The following is a 24,712-nucleotide window of genomic DNA, read 5'->3' on the forward strand; positions in this document are numbered from 1 at the left end:
TGTTGTAAATTGCAGGCCACCTATGTCCGCCAATCCTATTCCGTCTCTTATGCCGCAAGGATCAGGCCACAGCTTCGTGCTCTATGGCGATTCCTGTTCCGGCGTTCCCGGCGCGCTGCACGAAAAGACCTTTGCCGCCGTCAATGCCGTCTTGCGTCGGCTCGATCCGCCGCCGGAATTCATTTTGTTTCCGGGCGATGAAGTCATTGGCCTGACCGCCGACGCCGAGGAGTTGAGAGCACAATGGCGGCATTGGCTCGATCACGAAATGAGCTGGCTCGACCGCCAAAAGACGCCACTTTGGCACACGACCGGCAACCACACCACCTATGATGAAATGAGCGAGCAGATCTTCCGCGAGGTCCTCCAGCTTCCGGAAAACGGACCGCCGGGCCAGGAAGGCCTGTCCTATTGGGTGCGCCGCGGCGATCTTCTGCTGGTTTTCGTTCATACGCTATGGACCGGCCTCGGCGGAGAGGGCCATGTTGAGACTGAGTGGCTCGAGGCAACGCTGAAGGCACACGGCGATATCAGCCACAAGATTGTCCTCGGCCATCATCCGGTCTTCCCCGTCAATGGATTTTCCGGCGCGTATCAGCGCGAAATAGGTCCCGAATACGCCAAGCGGTTCTGGGATATTCTGGTCGAGACGGATGTGCTGGCCTATGTTTGCAGCCATATCCTCGCCTTCGACGTCCAGGTTCACCGCGGTGTCCTGCAACTTTGCACCGCCGGCGCGGGCACCGCGCATCGGATGCCGGAGGGCGTGGAATATCTCCATTGTATCCAGGCGGCGCTTGATGCGGATAGTTTTCGTTATCAGGTGTTGGATACTGACGGTGTTGTTCGCGAACGGTTGCAATGGCCCTTCAAAGAGGCGGGTTCGGAAGACTGGCAAAGTCTGTTGCCCGGGACGCATGCGGCTGCCTTTGTCGGCTCGACGAGCAATAACCGCATTGTCGAACTGCGTATACGGGGTCTGATGCCGGACACGGCACATGCTCCGGCTCAAACCCTCTTCTCCGCCTTCGATCCCGATAGTATCGCGCCGCTCTGGCTAGGCTTGCGCGGTCCGCGACAGACCGTGACCGTGATCCTGGGCCGCGAACCCGGACGCAGCCCGCACTATTGGGTTGGTCCCGATCTCGCTGCCGGCCAGTCTTTCGATATTGATATCGTCCTTCATGCCGGCATGGGTCCGGGTGGCGTTCTCTATCGCATGCATGGCGATAACAGATGGACCTCATTCGACGCAGCCTCCGCAACGGGCCTCGACCGTCTGGTCTGGCCGGACCAATGGAGCGTGGGTCATGGCCAGGGTGGAGCAGCGGATCGTGCCTTTATGGGCCGCGAGCTACAAGTTTCGATTGTTGCGGCGCGATGATCGTCAAGGCCGGGATGTCCTGTAGCTAAAAGGTCGCGGCCGGCTCCGTCGCCAGAGCCGGCTCTCGCAAACTCAAACCTTCTTCCCCTCCGGCTTCTCATCTGGCTGATGCCAGGCGCGGCCATCGCGTTGGATGAGGTCGTCGGCGCAGGCTGGTCCCATGCTGCCCGGCGCGTAAGGATCGGGTTTGCCGCCTTCGGCCCAGAGGTCGAGGAAGGGCTGCACGGCGGCCCAGCCGGCTTCGATGCCGTCGGCACGCTGGAACAGGGTCTGGTCGCCGACGAAAAGTTCGTAGAACAGGCTCTCGTAGCCGGTCTGCTTGCCGATGTCGAAGCGGTCGGCATAGCGGAAGTCGAGCGAGATCGGCACGGTCTTCAGCACGAGGCCCGGTGCTTTGATAGAGATTTCCATGTCCAGCCCCTCGTCGGGCTGCACCTGAATGATCAGCCGGTTCGGCGGTAGCTGCGGGCGGGAGGCGGGGCGCGGGAACTGCGCGAAGGGCACTTGCCGGAAGGTGATGACAATCTCGGTATCGCGTGCCTTCAGCGCCTTGCCGGTGCGCAGGTAGAAGGGAACGCCGGCCCAGCGCCAGGTATCGACGAGCAGTTTGAGCGCGACGAAGGTTTCGGTGCTGCTATCGGGCGCAACGTCCGCCGTCCCGGTGTAAGCGGGCAGGTTGTTGCCGTTGAGCGGGCCAGCGGTATAGGCACCGCGCACGCCGTTCGTGGCCGCTTCTTCTGGCGAATAGATGCGCAAAGCTTTCAGAAGCTTGCCTTTTTCATTGCGGATCGATTCTGCGTCAAAATTGTTCGGCGGCTCCATCGCTACCATGGCCAGAAGCTGGAAGAGATGGTTCGGCACCATGTCGCGCAGCGCGCCGGTGGAATCGTAGAATTTGCCGCGCGTGCCGACATCCACCAGTTCCGCCGCGGTGATCTGGACGTGATCGATGTAATTGTTATTCCAGAGCGCCTCGATCATCATGTTGGCGAAGCGCGTCGTCATGATGTTCTGGACGGTTTCCTTGCCGAGGAAATGGTCGATGCGATAGATCTGGTTTTCGTTGGCGTGGCTGAGCAGCCGGGCGTTCAGCTCGCGAGCCGAGGTAAGATCGTGGCCGAAAGGCTTTTCGATCGCGATCCGGCGGAAGGCGCCGGCCGTTTCGGTCATAAGCCCGTTCGCGGAAAGCTTCTCGGCGACATCGCCAAAGAAGCGCGGCGGCACGGCGAGATAAAAAGCAGCATTGGCGCTTGGCGCCTGCGACAAGTATTTGCTGATCTCGTCATAAACGGCGTTCTGAGTGAAGTCGCCGGAAATATAGGTGATGCGCTTGCGCAGGCTCTGCCATGCCTGCTGCCGTTCAGGCTCCTGCATGTCGCCCGATGTGGCGAGAAACGAATCCAGCTTCTCCAGCAGCATATCGACGCCGCCGGGTTCGATGCCGATGCCAAGAATATGCAGGTCGTCGCCCACAAGCCCGCTGCGCGACATGTTGATCAGCGTCGGAATAAGCAGCCGCCGCGTCAGATCGCCGGTGGCGCCGAAGATGACGAAAGTCAACGGCGGCGCGGGTGCAACATCCGGGCCGCTCACGAGCGCACCTTTGCCGAGCGGATGGACATCGGGTTTCTGGATGACATGGGGTATCTCCTCGGACCTGTTGCAGTTTTGCGTTGGCTGCGCATGTTCTACTGCATAATTCCTTAGATCGGAATCGATCTAAGGATAAAATTATGCAGCAGATTTGAAGTGCTACAGCGACCTTTGCGCGTCACATGCGACGCGCGGCCCTGTGGCGCGGGCCGGCGTCGGTTGTCGATGGGATCAATGGATCGCCGCCAGCCGGCCTATTTCTTCACCGCGACCAGAAACAGCCGCGGAAACCGCAGCAGGACCTTGCCGTCGGTGAGCGGCGGATAGGCCTTTTCGATGCGCGCGAGATAATCGACCGTGAAGGCGTCGCGATGTTCGGCGCCGGCATGATCGAGATAGGGGCGCAGGCCCGTAGCCTTGACCCATTCGACGATGGCGGCGGCGTTTTCAAGCGCGTGATTGTAGTTGGTGTGCCAGAGGTCGATGCGCGCAGACTTGCCGATCAGCCTGTTGTAATAGACCGACGGCGCGGGCAGGGCATTGCGGCGGACGCTCTTCTTCGCGAAGGTCTCGCTCCAGGGGCCACTTTTTGCGGTTTCTTCCATCATCAGATGGCTGAGTTCGGTCAGGTTATCAGGCATCTGGATGGCGAGCACGCCGCCGGGCTTCAGCCCATCCATCAGCCGGTCGAAGATGTCGAGATGATTGGGCAGCCACTGGAAGACGGCGTTGGCGAACAGCAGGTCGACGGGCTCGTCGGGTTGCCATGTCGCCAGATCGGCCTTGACGAAGTCCGTGCCGGGCATGCGGGCGCGGGCCGCCTCCAGCATGTTGTCGTCACTGTCGAGGCCGGAGACGCCGGCCGCGCCATAGCGCTCGACGATCAGTTCGGTCGAGTTGCCGGGGCCGCAGCCGAGATCGATGGCGCGGTCGATGCGGTCGAGCGACACCTGCGCCAGCAGGTCGCGCGCCGGGCGGGTGCGTTCATCCTCGAACTTCACATATTGGCCGGCAGACCATGCCATGATGCTATCCTCTTCTCGGATGGACTTTGCTTCGTCCCGGCGTAGCACCGGGATATATCAGAATCGTGTAATCACGCTGATCCCCGTGCCTTCCGCCTTGTCCAGCGTCATCAGCGCCGGCACGGCCTCTTCCAGGCTGATCCTGCGGCCGATCAGCTTTTGCGGAGCGATCTTGCCGGCGGCGAGCATGTCGAGCATGGCGTCGTAACGCCAGGCCTGCATGCCGTGGCTGCCGTAGATTTCCAGCTCGTGGCCGATCACCTGACCCATCGGGATCTGTGGCGTCGCATGCTCACCGAGCATCAGGCCGACCTGCACATGCCGGCCACGGCGGCGGAGATTCTTGATCGAGTTGAAGCAGGTGACGGGATGGCCGAGCGCGTCGATCGACACATGCGCGCCGCCCTTGGTGATCTCGCGCACGGCTTCGGCGACATCTGCAACACCGGCGGCATTGATGGTCGCGACCGCGCCGCATTCGCGGGCGAAAGCCAGCTTCTCATCGGAAATATCGATGGCGATGGCGTTGGCGCCGAGCGCGCTGGCGATCATGATCGCGGAGAGGCCGACACCGCCACAGCCGTGGACTGCGATCCATTCGCCCGGACGTGTTTTCGCCTGATCGGCGACGGCGCGAAACGAGGTGGCGAAACGGCAGCCGAGGCTCGCCGCCGTGGCATCATCGACCGTTTCCGGCAGATGTACGAGATTGGTGTCGGCATAGTCGATCGCCACATATTCGGCAAACGAGCCCCAATGGGTGAAGCCGGGCTGGAATTGGCTGGGGCAGACCTGCTGGTTGCCGGAATGGCATTCGGCGCAATGGCCGCAGCCGGAGACGAAGGGCACGGTGACACGGTCGCCAACCTTGAAGCGGACGACGCCCCGGCCGGTCGCCACCACCTTGCCGGCAAGCTCATGGCCGGGCACATGCGGCAGCTGGATGTCGGGGTCATGTCCCATCCAGCCATGCCAGTCGCTGCGGCAAAGCCCGCTGGCGCCGACGGCGATGACAACGCCGTCTTCGCCCGGCGTGGGGTCGGGGAGGGTACGGATCTCGGGGGTGGCCTCGAAGGCCTCATAGTACATAGCTTTCATAGGTATCTCGTATAGCTCGCCGCGTTTGCTTTGGCTCATCATTTTTCCTGATTGACCCATTCGTCAAGCTGTTGTTTCGGCGCATGAAAATTGCGTGCCGAAACCGTCATCCGGAGCTTTGTTGCGAATGGATTTTGAGCTGAAAATTCTGCTTGACCCCCAGGTTGCGCGGGGATTTTCTTTTGCCGCTTTCACGAGGAAATTATCATGGCTGTCGATACATCCCCCCGCACCACCACCTGGACCCATGTCGATGGAGAATGGCTATCCGGCAATCCGCCGCTGATCGGCCCGACCTCGCATGCCATGTGGCTGGCATCGACCGTCTTCGACGGCGCGCGCTGGTTCGACGGTATCGCGCCTGATCTCGACCTCCATTGCCAGCGTATCAACCGCTCGGCACTTGCTATGGGATTGAAGCCGGTGAAGACTCCGGAGGAGATTGAGACGCTCGCCTGGGAGGGCATCGAGAAGTTCGATGGCAAGACGCCACTCTATATCAAGCCTATGTATTGGGGCGAGCATGGTTCGCCGGGCAGCGTCGTTGCTGTCGATGGGGAATCGACCCGCTTTGCGCTTTGCCTGTTCGAGGCGCCACTTGGCGGCCAGGGCGGTATTTCGCTGACCGTTTCGCCCTTCCGCCGTCCGTCGCCGGAAACCGCGATGACCGACGCCAAGGCCGGCTCGCTCTACCCGAACAGCGGCCGCATGATCCTGGAAGCCAAGAAGCGCGGCTTTGACAATGCGTTGGCATGCGACATGAACGGCAATGTCGCCGAGACCGCATCGTCCAACGTCTTTATGGTGAAAGACGGTATCGTCTACACGCCGGTCGCCAACCGCACCTTCCTCGCCGGCATCACCCGCGCCCGCGTCATCGGCCTGTTGCGTCAGGAAGGGTTCGAGGTGCGCGAGGAAACGCTATCCGTCGAGCAGTTCATGGCCGCCGACGAGATCTTCACCACCGGCAACTTCGCCAAGGTCGTCGGCGTCACTCGCCTCGACGGTCGCGAATTCCAGCCAGGCCCGCTCGCCCGCAAGGCGCTGGAACTCTATATGGATTGGGCCTTTGGCCGGAGTGTCAGCGAAGAATAGGCGATATTGGAGCGCAGCCGCCGGATCATAGCGCGGCCGAATTGCCTTCGAAGGCTTCTCTTGTGATCGAATAGGACGCAAAGGATTGGCCGAGATATGTCGTCTCACGCGTCGGCGACAGGCCGAGTTTTTCGGCAACGCGCATGGAGGCTGTGTTGCCGGGCGCGATATCGGCAATCACATATTCCAGGCCGAGCGTTGCGAAGGCATAGGCGAGGACTGGCCTTGCCGCCTCCGTGGCATAGCCCTTGCCCCAGGTGAGCCTGTTCAGCCGCCAACCGATCTCGATCTCTGGCCCAACCGCATCTGCGGGGATCAGCAGAATCCAACCGAGAAATTGCTTTGTATTTTCCTTGGCGAAGATGGACCAGTAGCCAAGGCCCTCACCAAAGTTGGCCTGAATGCGGTTTGTCAGGAATAGCCGGTGCGCTTCCGGATCGTTCCATGGGCCGGGAATGAATTTCGTCACCTCCGGATCGCGATCCATGGCGAAGCAATCGTCGAGGTCGGCCATGCTGCGTGGGCGTAGGATCAGGCGCTCGGTTTCAAAGGTCGGGAGCAATGGTGTGTCTCCAAGGCTGTCAACGTGAGATCAAATAAGAAGCCGGAGATTTAAAATAATAATAAGCAAGTCAAAATTAATTTAAATTAAACAGCGCGGAGAGTGCTTTTGTGATACAATGAGCTTGGTCGGCAAAACCACTAAGGAGGCCGCCATGAAAATCTCTCTTCCTGCTTCAGTCTATCTTTTCGACTACTACAGGCTGTTTCTGCAGCTCTGTGTCATCGCGGCGATCGGGTTCGTCATCTATTCGATGCTGTTCGGATTGACGTGGTGATGTCGGAAGCAATTGAGACCGCCGGCCTTTATGAGGCCGCCGGGTCCATTCTTGTTTAAAGGTAGTCGACGATGAGCCTGAGTTTTCCCAACCGGAACCGCAGTTACGATGCGTCTGCGCGGCGTATCCGTTTTATCGGGCATGACGGCATGTTCGAGGTTCCTTTTCTGGTCGAAGCTGATGTCTTCCCAGAAGCCAACACGGAGGCTGGCTATCTCGCCGCCTTCGATGCCGGGCGCGATGCGATACAGCAGGTGGCTATGAAAGCCTATGGCTATGCCCGCCGGCGCATGTACATCCTGACGGCGAATGACTTTCGCTGAGGAGATTACTCCGCCTCTTTCCTCGGGCTGACCCACCAGCAATAGACAGCACCGAGTGCCAGCAACACGCAGGTGCCGAGGAAGACTGCGCGCATGCCGATATGGCCGCCGACGAAGCCGCCCATGACCGGGCCAACCACCTGACCGACATACTGCGATGAAATCGAAAGACCGAGGATGCTGCCGGCCGCCGCGTCCGGTACATTGTGGCGGATGACGGCGGTGATGCAGGGCAGCAGTCCACCGAGCGCTATCCCCATCAGGAAACGCAGCGCGATCAATTGCCAGGCCGAGGTGACGAAAGCCTGCGGGATCAGCAGCAGCGCCGCGACCGCGAGAGCTGCCATGATGACAGTCCAATGGCCGATACGGTCGGCAAGCTTGCCGAGCCATGAGGCCGACAGGATACTGCCAAGCGCTGCTGCCGCCATGACCACGCCCGAAGTCATCGTGACATGCGCGTTCTCGACGAACTGGGCGACATAGACGGTGATGATCGGCTCGATCGACATATTGGCGAGCATCAGCAGCAGGCCGATCGACAACATGGCGATGGCAGGCCGTTTATCGGGGATGGAAGCCCAGCCGCCGCTGGCCTTCGCGGCTTTCTTGCGCGCCGGCGACTTCTCTTCCTTGATCAGGAAGGCCGTTGCCAGGAAGGTGAAGAAGATCACGCCGCCCGCCAGCAGAAAGGTGCCGCGAATTCCGATGACGGGCGGCAAGGCGCCGCCGATCAGAGGTCCGACCAGATTGCCGGCCATGATGCCGGAGGACAGCATGCCGAGCGCCCAGGCGGAGCGATGTTTAGGCGTCTGTGTCGCCACCAGGACCATCGAGCCCGAGGCATAGCCGCCGGCAAGGCCGGTGAACAGGCGCAGTGCCACCAGCTGCCAGACACTGCCCGCCATGCCCATCAGCGAGATCGCCACCGTCATGCCGAGGCTGGCGCGCACCAGCATCAATTTACGGCCATAGATGTCGCCCAGCCGGCCCCAGAGCGGCGCGACGAAGGCGGCTGCAAAGAAGGTGGCGCCATAGGCGATCCCCGACCATTGCACGATCGCCGCCTTGTCGGTGACGCCGAGTTCCTCGACATAAAGCGGCAAGAAGGGAAGCAGCAGCGTCATCGCCACGATGGTGGTGAAGGAGCCGACGAGGCAGATAATCAGATTCCGCATCCAATAAGCGGTTTCCGGTTCAGCCGGCGCGGCTGCCTCCCATTGCGTCTCAGTCATTTTCTGGCCTTTGCATTCAGCGTATACAATAATTCCCGGCTGCCCGATGCCAGGATATGTCCCTTCGCCGCGGCCAGCAGGTCCGCGCGGGTGAAGAGACCGGGAAGATTGAGCCGGTCGACATCGAGCGCGTAGACGGTGACGTGATAGCCGTGGATACGCTCGTCGTTCCAGGGCGGGCACGCGCCCATATAGCCCCCATGCGGCCCATTCTTCAAGGAGCCGCCGCCTGCGCCATTCTGTCCGCGCCGACCGTGATCCGTGTGCTCGAGCGGCAGCCCGGTCGCCGGCGAATTGTCGCCATCGGCGCCTTCGGGAAGGCTGGTCAGAGAGGCCGGTATATCGGCGAGCACCCAATGGACGAATTCCATCCGCTTGAAGTTCTTCGGGATGCTCTTGTCGTCCTTATTGAACAACGAGAAATCGCTGGGCACGTCAGGGTCGACCATGGTCAACGCATAGGAGCGCGTGCCTTTCGGCCCCTTCGACCAGGACAAGGCCGGGCTCTTGTTTGGCCCAGGCGCGGATTTGTCATTGGTGGTGGCGATACACGAGGCGTTTTCCGGCAGCAGCATGCGGCCATCGCTCTTTTCAAATTTGACCTTGAGGTCAGCCGCAAAGGCCGGCGAGCCGGTGGTGACTGCCGCTGCAATAGCGATTGCGCCGAGGAGATGAGGGGTATTTCGCATGGTCTTGCCCTTTCGCGTTTCAGCCCTTTCGAGCATTCATGGGGCAGGGTCTAACAGATCGATCCGGCACGCTTGCGCACGTAAACGCTCAAAATGCAGCCGGAAACGCTCAAATCCCGCGCAGCCGCTCGGCAAAGCGGCGGGGTGAGCGATAGCCGGTGGCAAGTGCTGCCTCGCGCAGCGACAACCCGTCTTCGGCTAACAATGTGGTCGCGAGCGCCACGCGTTCGCTTGCCAGCACATCGCGCAGCGAGGAGCCTTCTCGCGACAGACGCCGGCGCAGTGTTGCATTGCTGGTGCCGAGTTCGATGGCAATGAGATCGGCGGTCCAGGCGCGGTCCGGCTGCCAGCGCACCAGCGCGCGCACGGCCTCCGCCGTCGTTTCAGGCGACGCGGGCAGGGCGCCGCGCATGCCAAGCACCATCAGCACCTCCATCAGGCGATGCTCGATCAATTCCGCCGGCAGCTCGCCGGATGCAATACCGTCGCCGGCATGGTGGATGGCGGCAGCCAGCACCGGATCGAGCGGCAGGTCGATCTGCGAGGCCATGCGCCCAGGCGGAAATGCCCTGACAGCGCGGCGCACGAGTTCATCGGGAAAGCTGATGAAGATGGCGCGATAGATGCCGCTCTGCGGATCGGGGTCGTTGACGACATCGCCGCGCCAGCCGGCGGGTAACACTAGCACCGTGCCTGCCGGAAAGCGCAGATGCCGCCCCATGCTGAGCACCTCCTTGGATCCTTCGACGAGAACGACGATCGATACATGGGAAAAGGCCGAGCCGGCGATCCGCTCGCGCTGCCGGGTGACGAAGGTGAAGAGCGTGGAATAGCTTTTGCCATCAGCCGGCATTGCGACCGGTCGATTGTCTTTCCCCGCCAGCCGGCGCAGCTTCTCCAATATCTGATAGGCCTCGGGCATGGCGGCGGCGTCCTGCTGATGTCGATGAGGGCAATAGTCTGGACCACGCTGCTGACGATGCCAAGCCCGCAAAGCGCCTTGTCGGTTCTCTCGGCTCCAGGTGATTCAGTTTGCGGCAACCGCTGCCATAGCTGCTTCCAGCGCGACGAGTGGACCGGTCATCGGCTGAAGAGCACTTCCGGTCAGCAGCCTTAGCGCTCCGGTCATCGACGCCTGTGCGAAGGCGACCGTCTTCGCCCCCTCGCGCTGCGCTGCATCGACTGCCTCGGCGATTGACGCCAGATAAGCCGCCTGTTCGCCAGCCCGGAACAGAGCCCAGGCGCCGTCGATCAGCCGAACCTGGATCTCAGCGCCGGTTGCCTTCGCGGCGTCCTCGAATAGTCGGGTGGTGGGGTCGATGGTCGTTCCGACGGTGCAGAGGACGACAACCTTGCCGCCCGCCTTCACGGCCGTCTCCGCCAGTACGCCATCGGCCCTGATAACAGGAACCGCGGACTGGTCGGCCGCCAGCGATGCCGCCGGGCCAAGAGTGGAGCAGTTGAGCACGACAACATCGGCCTCCTGCGCGAGACGCAGCAGGACATCAGCCGTTTCAGCCGTGATATCTGTCGTCAGCCCTCCCAACCGTTCGGCGGTCAGGAGAAGGTCGGCGCGGACATGGTGATGAAGGGCGCCAGCCGGAAGGCCAAGCTCCCTTGCTGCGTCCTCATAGATCGGGATGTTGCTTTCGGCAGTGTGCAGGCAGGCTATTTTCACGGAACTGGTCTCGCTGAGGCCACCCGAAAGGGCGGCGGTTCGCGGAGCCTAGCCTCTGACGATCTGATTGTCGACGCGTGCAATGCCGCAGATCGTGGCCGCGATTTTACCGGCGCGATCGATCTCTTCTTTGGTTGCAAGCCAGCCGCTAAGGACGATCTTGGGGCCGTCCGCAGTCACGAAAACATCCGGGCCGTCGATATCTTCGGCGATGGCCAGCGCGTTTTCCACCGCGAATTCGAGGTCGATCGTTTCAGGCGTGTTGGCGTGCGATGTAATGGGGGAGAATGAGGGTGTCATGGGTCTGATTTCCTCAGCTAGTGGTTGTCTTTCGCGTTCTATCCGTTGATATCGCCATCGCGGTATCTAGGCTGCTATCGAGCAGCGCGTCCGGAATTTTCGATCCGTATCGTCCCCTGTGGATCGTCAGGGCCTCTCTATAGGCTTCGATGAACAGGTCGATCCTGGGCCAGCTTTCCTGTGCCATATGCGTCGGCCAGAACAGAAACGCGCCTGCGGAGGATGTCGTCAATTCGCCCAGGCGGCTGGCGGGAATCTTGAAGGTGCCCTCTGGCATCTTCGCGCGGATACCGAAATCATCGATCAGCCAATCATCGTTTTCAAAGACAGGCGCCCGACTGTCCATGAGAAACGTGTCCCTGATATGACGGGACGAGCGACTTTCGAAGAATGGAATGAGGCCGACCGGGCCATCGGTGTTGCTGATCTTGCGGGGACTATCGGCAGGCATCGTCAATCCTTCCGACGTTGCTGACGGTCTGGGAGCTCGATGCGACAATTGTCGCCTACATTAACCGGGCGCGGTTTCCCGCGCACCATCAAGTAAACAGTGGCCTTAAAGGCTGTTGCTGAGCGCGGCTGCTGCGGCGCGAATTATTCGGCTTTTGCCGCAGGGGCGATCGATTCTATATCGATTTCCTGTGTCACCCGTTCCTGGGCGACTTCGTCATTGCGCATCCGGTATTGCGGGGAATTGTCCCTCGCTGGAAGGTAAGCCGTGATCCGGTAAACCTCCGCGGCCTTCGGGGAAAGGCCTTTCAGGCTCTTCAGTCGAACGGTCTCGCCGATGGGGAAACGGTGGATGGCCACGGTGCGCTACGTCTTTCCGGCCCTGTCTGTTGCAACGGCCCTGTTATCATGGCGCTTTCGCGCGAATATCGTCTATCGGGAAATGTATGTCCGGCAAGACGACGGAAACGTCGCATGCCGAACATTCTGGCTTGATTGTCAATCGAGGGATCGCGGGCTGCCAGTACATCCGTGGTCAGCGCCGCATTCCGTTCTAATCAGGCCAATCTGAGCTTGGAGATCGAGCTGCGGCCCATGCCGTCCTGCTCGATTTCGAAGATCAGCTTCTGACCTTTTTTGAGTGTTTCCAGGCCGGATTTCACCACTATTTTCGCGTGAACGAAAATAGCGACGCTGCCGTCGGTCGGCTGAATGAAGCCGTAGCCCTTTTCCAGGTCGAAATTCTTGACGATGCCATTGAACATGCTGTCTCCTTGGGCTTGGCATGGTCGACGCCGGCAGTCATGCCTTGCATATTCAGGACCATACGGTTGAGGAGATCGGCGGGTCGAGAACTCTGACGCCGCGATAAGCCAAACTGCCCAAGACGATAAAAGGACAACTACAGGATGATTAAGGCTTAATTAAGACCAGTATTGGGTGAGGAGGCGATTAGAGCGTTCGACACAGAAATCGGGCGGTGATCGGTGCAAGTGGCATCTGGTTGAAAGACGGGTAAATTTTCCTCCAGCCCACGATTTTTTGGCATGTCGCCGGTTGCCCTTCCCATCTTCCCCTCCTATGTTCCGGGTCACCTGCCGACGCAATCAATTGCCAAGAGGAGATATGACCATGGCTTTCGAATTGCCTGAACTTCCCTACGATTACGATGCTCTTTCCCCCTTCATGTCGCGTGAGACTCTCGAGTATCACCACGACAAGCATCACAAGGCCTATGTCGACAACGGCAACAAGCTGGCGGCTGAAGCTGGTCTTTCCGATCTGTCTCTCGAAGAGATCGTGAAGAAGTCCTTCGGCACCAATGCCGGTCTCTTCAACAATGCTGCCCAGCATTACAACCACGTCCATTTCTGGAAGTGGATGAAGAAGGGCGGCGGCGGCAACAAGCTGCCGGGCAAGCTCGAAGCTGCCTTCGCTTCCGATCTCGGCGGCTATGACAAGTTCAAGGCTGATTTCGCCGCTGCCGGCGCCACCCAGTTCGGCTCCGGCTGGGCCTGGGTTTCCGTCAAGAACGGCAAGCTCGAAATCTCCAAGACCCCGAACGGCGAAAACCCGCTGGTTCATGGCGCGACCCCGATCCTCGGCGTCGACGTCTGGGAACATTCCTACTACATCGACTATCGCAACCTGCGCCCGAAATACCTTGAGGCCTTCATCGATAGCCTGATCAACTGGGACTACGTCCTGGAGCGCTACGAAGCCGCCATGAAGTAAGTTTTGCCTTCCAGGCTTGCTTTTGCACCCGGCGCTGTCCAAGCGTCGGGTGTTTTCGTATCTGTCGTCCGGTTGCCATCCCGTCAGCCCAAGGAGGCTGCATGTCGTCTTCGTCCGCTCCGCTCTTCCGTTTCGGCGTCGTCGCCGATCCGCAATATGCCGCTCTCGAACCCAATCTCGAGCTCGATCGTTATCCGGCAAAGAGTCTTGCCAAACTTCAAGAGGCTATTGCGGAATTCAACCGGCACGACCTCGCCTTCGTCGTCACACTCGGGGACATCATCGACCGTCATTGGGAGAGTTTCGACGATATCCTGCCGGTCTACGCGAGCTTGCGGCATGAGCGGTATTTCCTGCTCGGCAATCACGATTTTGCGGTCGCGCCAGAGCACCTGACGAAGGTCGTAAACCGCGTCGGCCTGTCGTCGGCCTATTATGACTTCTCCCATGCCGGCTATCGTTTCATCGCCCTTGACGGCAACGAGGTCAGCCTGTTTGCCCCACCGGAAGGCGACCCGCGTCGCGATGAGGCCAAGGCGTTGATGAAGGCGCTGGATGACGCCGGCGCGCCGAATTCGCATCGCTGGAACGGTGCCATCAGCAACACGCAATATGACTGGCTCGCCGCCAAGCTGAACGAGGCGAAGGCCGCCGGCGAGAAAGTCGTGGTCATGAACCACTATCCGGTTTTCCCGGAGAATTCGCACGACGCACTCGACAGCGAACGCATGCTGGCGCTGCTCTCACGGCATGATCACGTCGTCGCCTATCTCAATGGTCATAATCACGCCGGGAATTTCGGCACCGTCGGTGGAACTTACTTCATTAATTTCAAAGGCATGGTCGATACCGAAGACAACAGCGCCTATGCGATTGTCGCGGTCTACGAGGATCGGCTGGAGATTGCCGGCTTCGGGCGGGAAGAGAGCAGGGTGCTGTCCCTGAGCTAACGTTTTATTTCGCCGCCACCCGCATCTCCGCCACGTCCCGCTTTGGCGGCATGATGCTTCAGGCCTGGGCATTCACCTGCCATCCGTTCACCCAGACCTGCCGCAACCGATCCCCTTCGCCCTTGAACCATTGTCCCGCCGCTTCGCAGCTTTCGATCCGGTCGCTGCGGAAATTGCGGATGGCCTGGCGCAACTCGCACCAGGCGACGATGTTGGCGGTTTCGGCGTAATAGATCAGGGCGATCGGGCGGATGATGCGCTCGGTGGCGCGGCCGAGTTCGTCGCGATAGGAGAGATCCAGTTTCTCCTCGTCGCGGATGGCGCGGCGCACCAGCGCGAGATCGATGGCGCCGGCCAAAGGCGCGGCAAAGCCCCAGGCGTGCAGAGCGTTGGCCTCGAATGTCTGGCGCAGCGGCGGCGGTACCGCGCCGGCGATCTTGGCGCTGACGCGCTTGGCCGCGAGCTTCAGCTCGTCGTCCCCGGTGCGCTCCAGCAGCGCCAGCGCCAGCACGATCGCCTCCATCTCTTCAATCGAAAACATCAGCGGCGGCAGATCGAAGCCGGGCCGCATGATATAGCCGATGCCACGCCCGCCCTCGATCGGCACGCGCATCGCCTGCAGGGCGACGATGTCGCGATAGACCGAGCGAACCGTCACTTCCAGCCGCTCGGCGATGACGGCCGCCGTCACCGGCTTTTTCGCCAGCCGCAGGATCTGGATGATCTCGAACAGGCGTGACGCCTTGCGCATTTCATCCTCCGGGCTTGAAGGCTCCTGACAACACCCTGTCAGTTGGGCTGAACTATAAGACTGCCTATCAAATTGAAAATCAACAAATTCCTCTGCGGCTCGCCCGCACGAGACGATAGGCAACTGACATGGGCTACACCGAAAATCTCTGGCTTTTCTTTCTCCTTCTCTTCGGCATCATCATCGTTCCGGGCATGGACATGCTCTTCGTGCTTGCCAATTCGCTGACTGGCGGGCGCAACAGAGGGTTGGCCGCGACGGGCGGCATCATGCTGGGCGGCGCGGTGCATTCGCTGAACGGCGCGCTCGGCGTCGGCCTACTGATGCATTTCGTGCCGGTTCTCTTCAATCCGCTGCTTCTTGCCGGCGCCGGCTACATGGCCTTTATCGGCATTACGCTGATGCGCAGCTCGATCACCGTCGGCGATCAGGGGCCAGCCGGCAGCCGTTCCGGCTGGAAGGCCTTTCGCCAGGGTGCGGTCACCTGCCTGATCAACCCCAAGGCCTATCTCTTCATCCTTGCCGTCTATCCGCAGTTCCTGAAGCCGGACTACGGTCCGATCTGGATACAAGCGACGATCATGGGGTTGATGACCGTCGCCACGCAGTTGCTCATCTATGGCGGTCTTGCCGTCACCGCTGGCCGTAGCCGCGATCTGTTGGTTGCCAATCCTGGAGCGACGGCTTTTGCCGGGCGTGCCGCCGGGCTGCTCTTGTTCGCGGTATCGGTCTTCACTGTATGGGAAGGCTGGAGGATGGTTTGAGGGCCGGCATATGTCTCGAATATGACACTGATTTTGCTCAGCTCTCACCACTTTGTGACTTCATCGACTGCGCGGAAATCGGCAAACATGCTAGCGTGGCAATGCGCCAACCGCATCAGCGGTCTTGATCACGCAGGCAGAGGTAGGAGAAGCATATGAAATGGAGAGCGATTGTGGTGGCGACGGCTCTGGCCGGCGTTGCCTTTGGTTCGGTCCTGGCGGCCGATAGCGGCACGCATGATGCCCGTATTGCATTGATGAAGAAGATCGGCGGCGCGACTGGCGCTCTCGGCGCCATCGCCAAGGGCGACAAGCCCTATGACGCCGCTATCGTCAAGGCCTCGCTGACGACGATCGCCGAGACGGTCAAGGCTTTCCCGGATCAGTTCAACCCCGACAGCGACAAGACCGATGCCGAGGTCAATCCGAAGATCTGGGACAATCTCGACGACTTCAAGGCCAAGGCCGCCAAGCTGTCCACCGATGCCGAGACAGCCCTTGCGCAGCTCCCGGCCGATCAGGCAGGCGTTGGCGCGACGCTGAAGACCCTGGGCGGCAGTTGCGGCGCCTGTCATCAGGCCTACCGCATCAAGAAGGACTAGCGGTAGGCCGGCATCGTCCGGACATCAGATTATGCATCCGCACCGGCTTTGCCGCCGGTGTGGATGTCAGTATTTCATGATGCAGGCTGAGTGGAGGGGGTGAGGCATGATTGCGCGTTTTGTCCGGTGGCTGCTCTGTCTTGTCGGCCTCGCCATCATCGGCCTCGGCACCTTCTATGTCGTCACCGCGCCATCGCCCTTGCCGGCAAGCCATTGGGCAAGCCTCGGCGATCCCGATATCAAGAATGGCGAGATGGTGTTCTGGGCGGGCGGCTGCACGAGCTGTCATGCGGCATCCGGCGCGCAAGGCGACGCCAAGCTGGTGTTGTCCGGCGGGCTGGCGCTGGCCAGCCCCTTCGGCACCTTCCATGTCCCGAACATCTCGCCGGACGAGCAGGCTGGCCTCGGCAACTGGTCGCTGGCCGATTTCGGCAATGCCATGAAGCGCGGTGTCGGCAAAAACGGCGAACATCTCTATCCGTCATTCCCCTACGGCTCCTATGCGCGCATGAGCGACAAGGACATCAACGACCTCTGGGGCTTCCTGAAGACCCTGCCGAAGAGCGACAATGTCGCCCCGCCGCATGAGCTGCCGTTCCCCTTCAATATCAGGTTGGCGCTTGGCGGCTGGAAATTCCTCTATTTCAACGATCAGCCCCGTGTCGTCCTCGCCAGTGCCGACGACAAGATCAAGCGTGGCCAATATCTGGTCGAAGGTCCGGGCCATTGCGGCGAGTGTCATACCCCGCGCGACGGGCTCGGTGGCTTCCTGAAAGACCAGTGGCTCGCCGGCGCACCAAACCCGGAAGGCAAGGGCAACATTCCCGACATCACCCCCGGCTCGAAGGCGATTGGCAGCTGGAGTGCCGGCGATATCGCCACCTACCTCGAAACCGGTTTTACCCCCGACTATGATTCCGCCGGTGGCTCGATGGCCGAAGTGCAGCAGAATATCGCGCACCTCCCGGCCGCTGACCGCGAGGCGATCGCGGCTTATCTGAAGGCGCTGCCGGCGCGGTGAGGGGCCGAATGGTCCCTCTTTAACGTCGCCTTGCCATATAGAGGTGCGTCTCGTAATGAAGCTCGAACTCTCCACCATGCGCAGCGATCGTCTCCGCAATCGCTCCAAGTAGAAGCTCCCTCTGCCTATCCGCCAGAAGCCGATGACCTGAGAGCGTTCGCAGCAGATCGGTGTAGCTTGCTGCACTATGCATTCGGCTCCAGGGATAGCAGCGGTGTGCTACCGGCCCGAAATAGTTGGACTCTTCGAACAGCGCCGCGAAAGGGCCATCCGGCAAATACCAAGCCTCCGCCGGCGGGCCGGCGAGGGATGGAGCGTATTGCGAATAGACGCGGGCGAATTCCGGGCCGAGGGGTGATGCCGGCGGCAGCGGCACGTTACCGAAAACCGCAAGTGTTCCGTCGGCTGTGAGCTGGGCGGCCGTCTTGGCAAACCGGATCTCTGGTGCAACCCAGTGAAAGGACTGGGCGGCGATCGCCAGCTTGAAGGCTGCCGCTTCACCCGACCAGGCTTCGAAGGTCGACGTCGTGAAGCGGATATTGGGAAAGTCAGCCAGGTTTTCCCTTGCGATGCCGATCAGGTCCGAACCGGGATCCAGCGCGAGGACCGAAAAGCCGCGTCGTGCAAACCCTTGCGTCGCCTGTCCCGTGCCGCAGCCGATTTCGAGGATGCGATCCGTAGCGGCGAAACCGGCGAAGGTGACGATGTCATCGAAGAGCGCCTCGGGATAGACGGGGCGGGCGCCGCCATAAAGAGCTGCCACGCCGTCGAAAGTAAACCGCTGTTCCAAGGGGATATCCTCAGTTGAGAAATCGCCGATGCGCAGCCATTTTTATAGCGCATTTCCGTTGAATTTTACAGCCCGGTGAGCTTGGGATGCAGCAACGGGAGAGGGTGATCTTGGACGCCGCGGTGAAGCATGAGGTTCCTTATTTCAGCCAATGGGAAACGCCTGACATGACGCTGGCCGTGGTGGCTGAGGGCGCGCCGGCAGCGCTGCTGAAAGATCCGCTTTGGGCATCTTCAGGGGCTCGCACTGTCGAGGACTACGCGCGTTGGGCCGGCAATCTCTGCGGCATGGCCTGCCTGAAGATGGTTCTTGCCGCCCGCACGGGCCTGATAGTGCCGATCATGGATCTGGCCATGGGATGCAAGGACTATGGCGGTTATGTCGAGGAGGTCGATGGCAAGATCAAAGGATTGATCTATGCGCCCTTCGTTCCCTTCGTCAAAGATCGTTTCGGCTTGAACGCCAGGGTCGTCACGGGGATTTCGGTCGCAGATATCGGCGACATCCTGACGCAATCCGAATTCTTCATCGCGTCCGTGCACCATTCCATCCGCTGGTCGGATACCGCGCCGCCATCAAAGGGTGGACATCTTGTTTTGGTGACGGCAGTCAACGCAGGCTCGGTTCGCTTTCACAATCCCTCCGGGCACGAAGTTGCTACGCGCGAGAATGTGGAGCTGCCGCTGGAGATATTCGGCCGATTCTTCGCCGGGCGCGGGATCGCCATCGATCGCTGACGATAGGAAGGTCAACGGCGATCCCGGTCGTGGCCAGTTAGGCCAGTGCCTGGAGATAGCGCATCCCGGTAACCGGGCGTGGCTTGAAATCCATATTTTCGTAGAAACGGTGCGCCTGAGAATTGCCGGTCGCCGCACCGACGGAGAGGAAGCTGCATCCGGCCTTGCGGGCGACGTCACGGGCGCGATCGACGAGATGCTGGCCGATGCCATGGCCGCGATGGCCGTCGCGCACGAAGAGATGATGCAGGTCCATGCCGCGCTGGCCTTCCTGCGCCTTGTAGAGCGGCACTAGGATGGCGTAGCCGATCAGTCCATCTTCGCCTTCGGCCACCAGTGCCGTGATCCATGGCATCGGGCCGAAGAGATCGCGTTCGAGCTGCTCGGGCGTCGCGCCGGAGGGATCGCCGTGATGGGCTGCCAGCAGCCTGATCATGTCGTTCAGTTCCGGCATGTCGCGCGGATGCGCGTTGCGGATGGTGAGCACCGGCGGGCGGAGAAGGGAAATTTCGCTATCGTCTAGCATGGCATTTCGCGTCCTTGTTTCGAATGAGCCGTCAGGACGCTGCTGATACAACAAAGCCGCCTGACGGCGGCTTGTTGACAATATGATCTGTCTAAGCCGCCCTTTACAGGTACAGCCAAAAATACGTGCAGGTGTTGAGCGCGTGCTTGATCATGGGCGCATCAATGATCCGGAATGGCGGATTTGTCAATGGGACCCCGCCGATGACCATGGGCGCCAACCTTTAGGCATCGAGATCGCCGCAAGCGCGCGTCAGCCTGTCGCATCCGCGCCTCATCAAGCGAGGGTTGCTCTTGGCGCTGAATATAGTATACCCCCTATATTATAAATGAGGTCGCCATGTCCCATACCGTTCGCGAGCAAGCCAAACTTCTTTCCCGTGTCCGTCGCCTGAAGGGGCAGATGGAGGCGGTGGAGCGGGCATTGGAAGCCGAGCGCCCTTGTGGGGAGGTCCTGCAGCTTCTTGCTTCGATCCGGGGCGCGCTGACGGGACTGACCGGCGAGATACTGGACGATCATCTGCATGAGCATGTGCTCCATGCAGAGAGCGAAGCGGACCGCCGTCGGGCGGTCGATGAAATATCCGATGTGCTGAAGACCTATCTGCGCTGAGCAGGGGCTTTGGAGCATTCAACAGGAGACGGATGTCATGAGTGGTTCTTCGGATGCATTGACGCATAGCCATGTGTTTCTGGGCGCCGATCACCGGCGCAACGAGCGCCGCGTCTGGCTGGTCATCGCCCTGACCACGGTGATGATGGTGGTCGAGATCGCCGCCGGCACGCTCTATGGCTCGATGGCGCTGACCGCCGATGGCTGGCACATGTCGACACATGCCAGCGCCATGCTGATTTCGGCGCTGGCCTACCTCTACGCTCGCCGTCATGCGCACAATGCGCGCTTTACCTTCGGCACCGGGAAACTTGGCGATCTCGCCGGTTTCGCCAGCGCCATCATCCTTGCCATGATCGCGGTGTTGATGGGCTGGGAAAGCCTGGTGCGATTGATGAACCCGGTCGCGATCAATTTTCACGAGGCGATCGCCATTGCGTCAGTCGGCCTCCTCGTCAACATCCTCAGCGCGTGGCTGCTGCACGATGATCATGACCATCACGGCCACAGCCATGGCCATGATCACCATCATAGTGATGACCACGGGCACGATCATCACCAGGGCGGCAAGGACAACAACCTGCGCTCGGCCTATGTCCATGTCATCGCCGACGCCATGACATCGGTTCTGGCGATCGTCGCCCTCGTGCTTGGCAGTCATTTCGGCTGGACTTTTCTCGATCCGCTGATGGGCATCGTCGGCGGCCTGGTGATCCTGCAATGGTCCCTGAGCCTGTTGCGTTCCTCCGGTTCGATCCTGCTCGACTTCATCCCGTCTGGCGAAGAACTGCCGGACGAAATCCGGGAGGTCATCGAAACTGACGGCGACCGCATCACGGACCTGCATGTCTGGCAGGTCGGCCCCGGCCATCACGCGGCGATCGTTGCCGTGGCAACGCCGGAGCCGCGCGATCCAGCCTTCTACAAGGCCCGGCTGGCGGAACTGCATGAATTGTCGCATGTCACCGTTGAAGTCACGGTCGAAAAAGCGGCATAAGGCGGATTGAAGGAAGGGTGTGCCAGAGGCTTGCCATATTCCTCGCTTAGCTCTGAATGCGCCTGATTCCGCTGGAGGTTTCCGCATGCCCACTTTGCTTACCCGCCGCCGCCTCTTGGCAGGCTCGGCGCTGCTCCTTCCCGCCATCACATTTGGCCCGCAAGTCCTGTTCGCGCAGGATGCCAGCGCCAACAAGAGCCCGGACGCGACGGCTCCAGCACCTGGCACATCTGATGCGCCGGACAGTTCCGCGACGCCCGACGATGATGATGGAATGGACGGTATTCAGGGGGCGGACAATTCCCAGGTAACGGAAGATGCCGATAAGCAGCTCGCGGATCTGGAAAAGAAGACCGGCGGCCGTCTCGGTGTTTCCGTGCTGGATACGGAAACCAATATTTCGCTCGGCTACCGCGAAGCGGAACGGTTCGCCCTGTGCAGCAGCTATAAGGCGCTTGCCGTCGGTTTCGTGCTCGCTCGCGTCGATCAGGGCGTAGAGAAGCTCGACCGTCGCGTCACCTATGGCAAAGATGTCGTCGTTACCTATTCGCCGGAGACTGAAAAGCACGCCGGCACCGACGGCATGACGATCGCCGAGCTCTGCGGCGCGGCAATCACGCTGAGCGACAACACTGCCGGTAATCTGCTGCTCGACAGCTTCGGTGGACCGGCGGCGCTGACGGCATGGCTGCGCACCACCGGCGACACGGAAACCCGGCTCGACCGCAAGGAGCCCGATGTCAATCAGGCGGTCAAGGACGACCCACGGGATACGACGACGCCCGATTCCATGCTGGATACGATCGGGCTTCTGACGCTCGGCAACACGCTGTCGGAGGCCTCCAGGGATCAATTGTCGAACTGGCTCGTCGGCAATACCACCGGCAATGGCCGCCTGCGCGCCGGCCTGCCGAAGGAATGGAAGGTCGGCGATAAGACCGGCACCGGTGAGAACGGTTCCTATGCCGACATCGCCATCATCTGGCCGCCCGAGCGCGGCCCCATCCTCGTTGTAACCTATGTTGGCGAAGCGACCGCTCCTGCGAAAGATATCGAAGATGTCTTCGCTTCAGTCGGCAAGATCGTCGCGGGCATGGTGGTGTGAAATAGTAGCGTTCTGAAATGAAATCGACAAATCAGGGCGATACGGTCGCGATGTGAATCAGGATCGCATCGCCTTCATGTTGTTTGAGAAGTTCAGACGATGAATAGCTCTGTATCCTGAGGCTCAAGGCCCGGCTTCCCTTACGTTCCGCAGAAGGTCTGCAGCACCCGTTCCGCCGGCTGCGGTGGTTCCATGTAGGGCGCAAAGGCCGGCTGGTCTTCATAGGGCCTGGCAAGCACGGTCAACAGCGCCTCGAACAATGAAAAATCATCCTCCTCGACGGCAGCCTCGATTGCCTGTTGGATACGATGGTTGCGCGGGATGAACGCGGGGTTCACGCCCAACATCGCCTTTGCGCGCGCGGCCGGTGATTGCGGATCGCGGCCAAGCCGCTCGTGCCAGCGAGCCAGCCACGGCGCGACGGATTGCGGATCCCTGAAACTGGCGGCAAAGGCGGCCTCGTTTCCATCGCTTGCGGCAAGCACGCCAAGCCGTCGGAAGGTTAAGGTGAAATCCGCCTCCTGCTCGTGCATCACTGCGAGCAGCGACTGGATCAGATCGAGATCGCGGTCTTCTTCTGTCGCGAGGCCGATCTTCTTGCGCATTCCGGCAAGCCAATAGGTCTGGAAGCGCTCGCCATAGGCCTTGATCACTCCATTCGCCAGTTCGACGGCGGTATCGAGCGTCGGATCGATCAGCGGCAGCAACGTCTCGCCGAGCCGCGCGAGGTTCCATTGGCTGATGGCCGGCTGGTTGGCATAGGCGTAGCGGCCCTGGCGGTCGATCGAGGAAAAGACGGTTGCGGGATCGTAGGCGTCCATGAAGGCGCAGGGGCCGAAATCGATCGTCTCGCCGGAAATGGTCATGTTGTCGGTGTTCATCACGCCATGGATGAAACCCACATGCAGCCAACGCGCGATCAGGGACGCCTGCCGGTCGGCCACGGCTTCGAGCAGCGCCAGATAGCGGTTCTGGCGATCTTTGATCTCCGGATAATGCCGGTCGACCACGTGGTCGGCGAGGATGCGCAGATTATCCGTATCGCCACGAGCGGCGAAATACTGGAAGGTGCCGACACGGATATGGCTTGCCGCGACGCGAGTGAAGACTGCGCCGGGCAATGCCCCTTCGCGATAGACCCGCTCACCGGTGGTGACTGCCGCCAGCGCCCGTGTTGTGGGAATGCCGAGCGCATACATGGCTTCGCTAACGATATATTCGCGCAGGACTGGCCCTAGAGCTGCCCGTCCGTCACCGCGGCGTGAAAACGGCGTCGGCCCAGCGCCCTTGAGCTGAATATCGCGGCGCTTGCCGTTGCGGTCGATGACCTCGCCAAGCAGGATCGCCCGGCCATCGCCAAGCTGCGGCACGAAGCCGCCGAACTGGTGGCCGGCATAGGCCATGGCAAGCGGTTGGGAGCCAGGCAGCAGCGCGTTGCCGGAAAAGATCGCCGCTCCATCCTGTTCCAGAGCCTTGGCCTCCAGCCCAAGCTCCTGTGCGAGCGCCGCGTTGAACTTGATCAGCCGGGGCGCGGCAACCGGAGTCGGAGCCTGTTCCGCGAAGAACTGCGGAGGCAGGCGCGCGTAGCTGTTGTCGAACGGTATGGACGGTGCCTCAAGCACCGGATTGTCGCGGAGAGAAGAGCTCATAGGTCTAAGGTAGGGCCGGCGGGAATGCGGCGCAAGGCGCTTGTCCAAAGTAGGGAAAATCCTACTTTATCCTGCCAAGGATAGGAGTTTGCCATGAACGAGAAACTCAGCATCTCGCTCCCCAGCGAAATGGTCGCCGCCATCAAGAGCCGCGTCGATGCCGGGGCCTATGCCTCCACGAGTGAAGTTCTACGTGCTGCTGTCAGGGTCTGGCTGCGGGAAGAGGAAGAATATCAGGAACGGATCGCGACGATCCGCCAGAAGGTCAAGGCATCGCTGGATGATCCGAGGCCAAATTTGAGTGGGAGGAAGTCGAGCAATGTTTGGAAACCTGTTTTCGACAGGCCGAGCGTGGCTCGTAGTAGGAGGTACTGATTGTGCGCTTAAACCAAGTAACGGTTACGATGCCGGATTTGAACGCGGGGTGGGATTTCTATTGTGCCCTGGGCCTCAAGCCGATCGTTGATGCTCGCCCCCGATATGCGCGATTTGTTTGCCCAGACGGAGAAAGCACCTTTTCCTTGCATCAGGGCGAGAAGGGCGGCGGCGGGACGACGGTCTATTTCGAGTGCGACAATCTCGATGCAACCGTCGATGCGCTCAAAGCCTCCGGTATTCGCTTCACAAGCGGACCCGAAGACAAAAAATGGCTATGGCGCGAAGCCGAGCTCTTCGATCCCGGAGGAAATCGCGTCCTCCTTTATTTTGCCGGGACCAATCGGATCGATCCTCCCTGGCAAGTCCCCGCGCAATGATGCGAAGCGC

31 protein-coding genes are annotated in these 24,712 nt (G+C 60.7%); 15 read left to right on the plus strand and 16 right to left on the minus strand.

The window, feature by feature from the left end:
* The first annotated feature begins 22 nt into the window (after positions 1-22).
* Positions 23-1,384, plus strand: coding sequence for a metallophosphoesterase family protein (locus HB780_RS30785; protein ID WP_183691995.1), 1,362 nt, complete (start codon positions 23-25; stop codon positions 1,382-1,384).
* A gap of 72 nt (positions 1,385-1,456) precedes the next feature.
* On the opposite strand, the gene zwf is transcribed toward HB780_RS30785, so the two are convergent.
* From zwf to HB780_RS30800, 3 genes are all read right to left on the minus strand, one after another.
* A complete protein-coding gene (gene zwf, locus HB780_RS30790) occupies positions 1,457-2,977 on the minus strand; it encodes a glucose-6-phosphate dehydrogenase (protein ID WP_183691997.1) in 1,521 nt (506 codons plus the stop codon).
* 254 nt (positions 2,978-3,231) lie between these two features.
* A complete protein-coding gene (tam, locus tag HB780_RS30795; RefSeq protein WP_183691999.1) occupies positions 3,232-4,002 on the minus strand; it encodes a trans-aconitate 2-methyltransferase in 771 nt (256 codons plus the stop codon).
* A gap of 57 nt (positions 4,003-4,059) precedes the next feature.
* Positions 4,060-5,100, minus strand: coding sequence for a zinc-dependent alcohol dehydrogenase family protein (locus tag HB780_RS30800; protein ID WP_183692001.1), 1,041 nt, complete (start codon positions 5,098-5,100; stop codon positions 4,060-4,062).
* A gap of 207 nt (positions 5,101-5,307) precedes the next feature.
* Between HB780_RS30800 and HB780_RS30805 the strand changes: the two genes are divergently transcribed.
* Positions 5,308-6,195, plus strand: coding sequence for a branched-chain amino acid aminotransferase (locus HB780_RS30805; RefSeq protein ID WP_183692002.1), 888 nt, complete (start codon positions 5,308-5,310; stop codon positions 6,193-6,195).
* A gap of 25 nt (positions 6,196-6,220) precedes the next feature.
* On the opposite strand, the gene HB780_RS30810 is transcribed toward HB780_RS30805, so the two are convergent.
* Positions 6,221-6,757 carry a GNAT family N-acetyltransferase gene (locus HB780_RS30810; RefSeq protein ID WP_183692004.1) on the minus strand — a complete coding sequence of 179 codons (537 nt, stop codon included), beginning with the start codon at positions 6,755-6,757 and terminating at the stop codon, positions 6,221-6,223.
* Positions 6,758-6,911: 154 nt separating this feature from the next.
* On the opposite strand from HB780_RS30810, the gene HB780_RS33275 reads away from it, so the two are divergent.
* The gene (locus tag HB780_RS33275; protein WP_007699477.1) at positions 6,912-7,034 is read left to right on the plus strand and encodes a hypothetical protein; all 123 of its coding nucleotides are present in this window, start codon (positions 6,912-6,914) and stop codon (positions 7,032-7,034) included.
* A gap of 71 nt (positions 7,035-7,105) precedes the next feature.
* Entirely contained in the window at positions 7,106-7,357 is a 252-nt protein-coding gene (locus HB780_RS30815; protein WP_183692006.1) for a DUF1488 family protein, read from the plus strand.
* 5 nt (positions 7,358-7,362) lie between these two features.
* Here the strand turns inward: HB780_RS30815 and HB780_RS30820 are convergent, their stop codons facing one another.
* From HB780_RS30820 to HB780_RS30855, 8 genes are all read right to left on the minus strand, one after another.
* Positions 7,363-8,592, minus strand: coding sequence for an MFS transporter (locus HB780_RS30820; protein ID WP_183692008.1), 1,230 nt, complete (start codon positions 8,590-8,592; stop codon positions 7,363-7,365).
* Positions 8,589-9,281 carry a YbhB/YbcL family Raf kinase inhibitor-like protein gene (locus HB780_RS30825; RefSeq protein WP_183692010.1) on the minus strand — a complete coding sequence of 231 codons (693 nt, stop codon included), beginning with the start codon at positions 9,279-9,281 and terminating at the stop codon, positions 8,589-8,591. The genes HB780_RS30820 and HB780_RS30825 overlap by 4 nt, the downstream gene beginning before the upstream one ends.
* 109 nt (positions 9,282-9,390) lie before the next feature.
* A complete protein-coding gene (locus HB780_RS30830) occupies positions 9,391-10,203 on the minus strand; it encodes a helix-turn-helix domain-containing protein (protein ID WP_183692012.1) in 813 nt (270 codons plus the stop codon).
* Positions 10,204-10,308: 105 nt separating this feature from the next.
* Positions 10,309-10,959, minus strand: coding sequence for an aspartate/glutamate racemase family protein (locus HB780_RS30835; protein ID WP_183692014.1), 651 nt, complete (start codon positions 10,957-10,959; stop codon positions 10,309-10,311).
* 48 nt (positions 10,960-11,007) lie between these two features.
* Positions 11,008-11,259 carry a BON domain-containing protein gene (locus tag HB780_RS30840; RefSeq protein ID WP_183692016.1) on the minus strand — a complete coding sequence of 84 codons (252 nt, stop codon included), beginning with the start codon at positions 11,257-11,259 and terminating at the stop codon, positions 11,008-11,010.
* A 13-nt stretch (positions 11,260-11,272) separates the two neighbouring features.
* Complete coding sequence (locus HB780_RS30845) at positions 11,273-11,710, minus strand: hypothetical protein (protein WP_286203094.1); 438 nt, start codon at positions 11,708-11,710, stop codon at positions 11,273-11,275.
* 143 nt (positions 11,711-11,853) lie between these two features.
* Positions 11,854-12,069, minus strand: coding sequence for a hypothetical protein (locus HB780_RS30850; RefSeq protein ID WP_012651133.1), 216 nt, complete (start codon positions 12,067-12,069; stop codon positions 11,854-11,856).
* Positions 12,070-12,266: 197 nt separating this feature from the next.
* A complete protein-coding gene (locus tag HB780_RS30855) occupies positions 12,267-12,473 on the minus strand; it encodes a cold-shock protein (RefSeq protein WP_007699502.1) in 207 nt (68 codons plus the stop codon).
* A 367-nt stretch (positions 12,474-12,840) separates the two neighbouring features.
* On the opposite strand from HB780_RS30855, the gene HB780_RS30860 reads away from it, so the two are divergent.
* Both HB780_RS30860 and HB780_RS30865 read left to right on the plus strand, forming a co-directional pair.
* On the plus strand, positions 12,841-13,443 hold the full coding sequence (locus HB780_RS30860) for a superoxide dismutase (RefSeq protein WP_183692018.1): 603 nt from the start codon (positions 12,841-12,843) through the stop codon (positions 13,441-13,443).
* Between the two features lie 101 nt (positions 13,444-13,544).
* Complete coding sequence (locus HB780_RS30865) at positions 13,545-14,393, plus strand: metallophosphoesterase (protein ID WP_183692020.1); 849 nt, start codon at positions 13,545-13,547, stop codon at positions 14,391-14,393.
* A gap of 58 nt (positions 14,394-14,451) precedes the next feature.
* On the opposite strand, the gene HB780_RS30870 is transcribed toward HB780_RS30865, so the two are convergent.
* Positions 14,452-15,144, minus strand: a complete 693-nt coding sequence (locus tag HB780_RS30870) for a helix-turn-helix transcriptional regulator (protein ID WP_183692022.1) — start codon at positions 15,142-15,144, stop codon at positions 14,452-14,454.
* Between the two features lie 128 nt (positions 15,145-15,272).
* Between HB780_RS30870 and HB780_RS30875 the strand changes: the two genes are divergently transcribed.
* From HB780_RS30875 to HB780_RS30885, 3 genes are all read left to right on the plus strand, one after another.
* Positions 15,273-15,908, plus strand: coding sequence for a LysE family translocator (locus tag HB780_RS30875; protein ID WP_183692025.1), 636 nt, complete (start codon positions 15,273-15,275; stop codon positions 15,906-15,908).
* 155 nt (positions 15,909-16,063) lie between these two features.
* The gene (locus tag HB780_RS30880) at positions 16,064-16,510 is read left to right on the plus strand and encodes a c-type cytochrome (protein WP_183692027.1); all 447 of its coding nucleotides are present in this window, start codon (positions 16,064-16,066) and stop codon (positions 16,508-16,510) included.
* A 106-nt stretch (positions 16,511-16,616) separates the two neighbouring features.
* Complete coding sequence (locus HB780_RS30885) at positions 16,617-17,531, plus strand: c-type cytochrome (RefSeq protein ID WP_183692029.1); 915 nt, start codon at positions 16,617-16,619, stop codon at positions 17,529-17,531.
* A 19-nt stretch (positions 17,532-17,550) separates the two neighbouring features.
* Here HB780_RS30885 and HB780_RS30890 read toward each other — a convergent pair whose 3' ends face one another.
* Positions 17,551-18,321, minus strand: a complete 771-nt coding sequence (locus HB780_RS30890; RefSeq protein WP_183692031.1) for a class I SAM-dependent methyltransferase — start codon at positions 18,319-18,321, stop codon at positions 17,551-17,553.
* Between the two features lie 86 nt (positions 18,322-18,407).
* Here HB780_RS30890 and HB780_RS30895 point away from each other — a divergent pair, with 86 nt between their 5' ends.
* Positions 18,408-19,058 carry a C39 family peptidase gene (locus HB780_RS30895; protein WP_183692033.1) on the plus strand — a complete coding sequence of 217 codons (651 nt, stop codon included), beginning with the start codon at positions 18,408-18,410 and terminating at the stop codon, positions 19,056-19,058.
* 37 nt (positions 19,059-19,095) lie between these two features.
* Here HB780_RS30895 and HB780_RS30900 read toward each other — a convergent pair whose 3' ends face one another.
* Positions 19,096-19,584 (minus strand): GNAT family N-acetyltransferase, encoded by a 489-nt coding sequence (locus HB780_RS30900; RefSeq protein ID WP_183692035.1) that lies wholly within the window; start codon positions 19,582-19,584, stop codon positions 19,096-19,098.
* A 339-nt stretch (positions 19,585-19,923) separates the two neighbouring features.
* Here HB780_RS30900 and dmeR point away from each other — a divergent pair, with 339 nt between their 5' ends.
* The 3 genes from dmeR to bla all read left to right on the plus strand — a co-directional run bounded on the left by dmeR (position 19,924) and on the right by bla (position 22,298).
* Positions 19,924-20,196, plus strand: a complete 273-nt coding sequence (gene dmeR / locus HB780_RS30905; RefSeq protein WP_183692037.1) for a Ni(II)/Co(II)-sensing transcriptional repressor DmeR — start codon at positions 19,924-19,926, stop codon at positions 20,194-20,196.
* Between the two features lie 37 nt (positions 20,197-20,233).
* Entirely contained in the window at positions 20,234-21,193 is a 960-nt protein-coding gene (dmeF, locus tag HB780_RS30910; protein WP_183692039.1) for a CDF family Co(II)/Ni(II) efflux transporter DmeF, read from the plus strand.
* An 85-nt stretch (positions 21,194-21,278) separates the two neighbouring features.
* The gene (gene bla / locus HB780_RS30915) at positions 21,279-22,298 is read left to right on the plus strand and encodes a class A beta-lactamase (RefSeq protein WP_183692041.1); all 1,020 of its coding nucleotides are present in this window, start codon (positions 21,279-21,281) and stop codon (positions 22,296-22,298) included.
* A gap of 140 nt (positions 22,299-22,438) precedes the next feature.
* Here bla and HB780_RS30920 read toward each other — a convergent pair whose 3' ends face one another.
* Entirely contained in the window at positions 22,439-23,947 is a 1,509-nt protein-coding gene (locus tag HB780_RS30920) for a protein adenylyltransferase SelO (RefSeq protein ID WP_183692043.1), read from the minus strand.
* Positions 23,948-24,040: 93 nt separating this feature from the next.
* Here HB780_RS30920 and HB780_RS30925 point away from each other — a divergent pair, with 93 nt between their 5' ends.
* Together HB780_RS30925 and HB780_RS30930 are read left to right on the plus strand one after the other, a co-directional pair.
* Positions 24,041-24,322, plus strand: coding sequence for a ribbon-helix-helix domain-containing protein (locus tag HB780_RS30925; RefSeq protein ID WP_183692045.1), 282 nt, complete (start codon positions 24,041-24,043; stop codon positions 24,320-24,322).
* Between the two features lie 2 nt (positions 24,323-24,324).
* Positions 24,325-24,702, plus strand: a complete 378-nt coding sequence (locus HB780_RS30930; protein ID WP_183692047.1) for a VOC family protein — start codon at positions 24,325-24,327, stop codon at positions 24,700-24,702.
* Positions 24,703-24,712 lie beyond the last annotated feature (10 nt).

The sequence above is a fragment of the Rhizobium lusitanum genome, assembly GCF_014189535.1.
GTDB lineage: Bacteria > Pseudomonadota > Alphaproteobacteria > Rhizobiales > Rhizobiaceae > Rhizobium > Rhizobium lusitanum_C.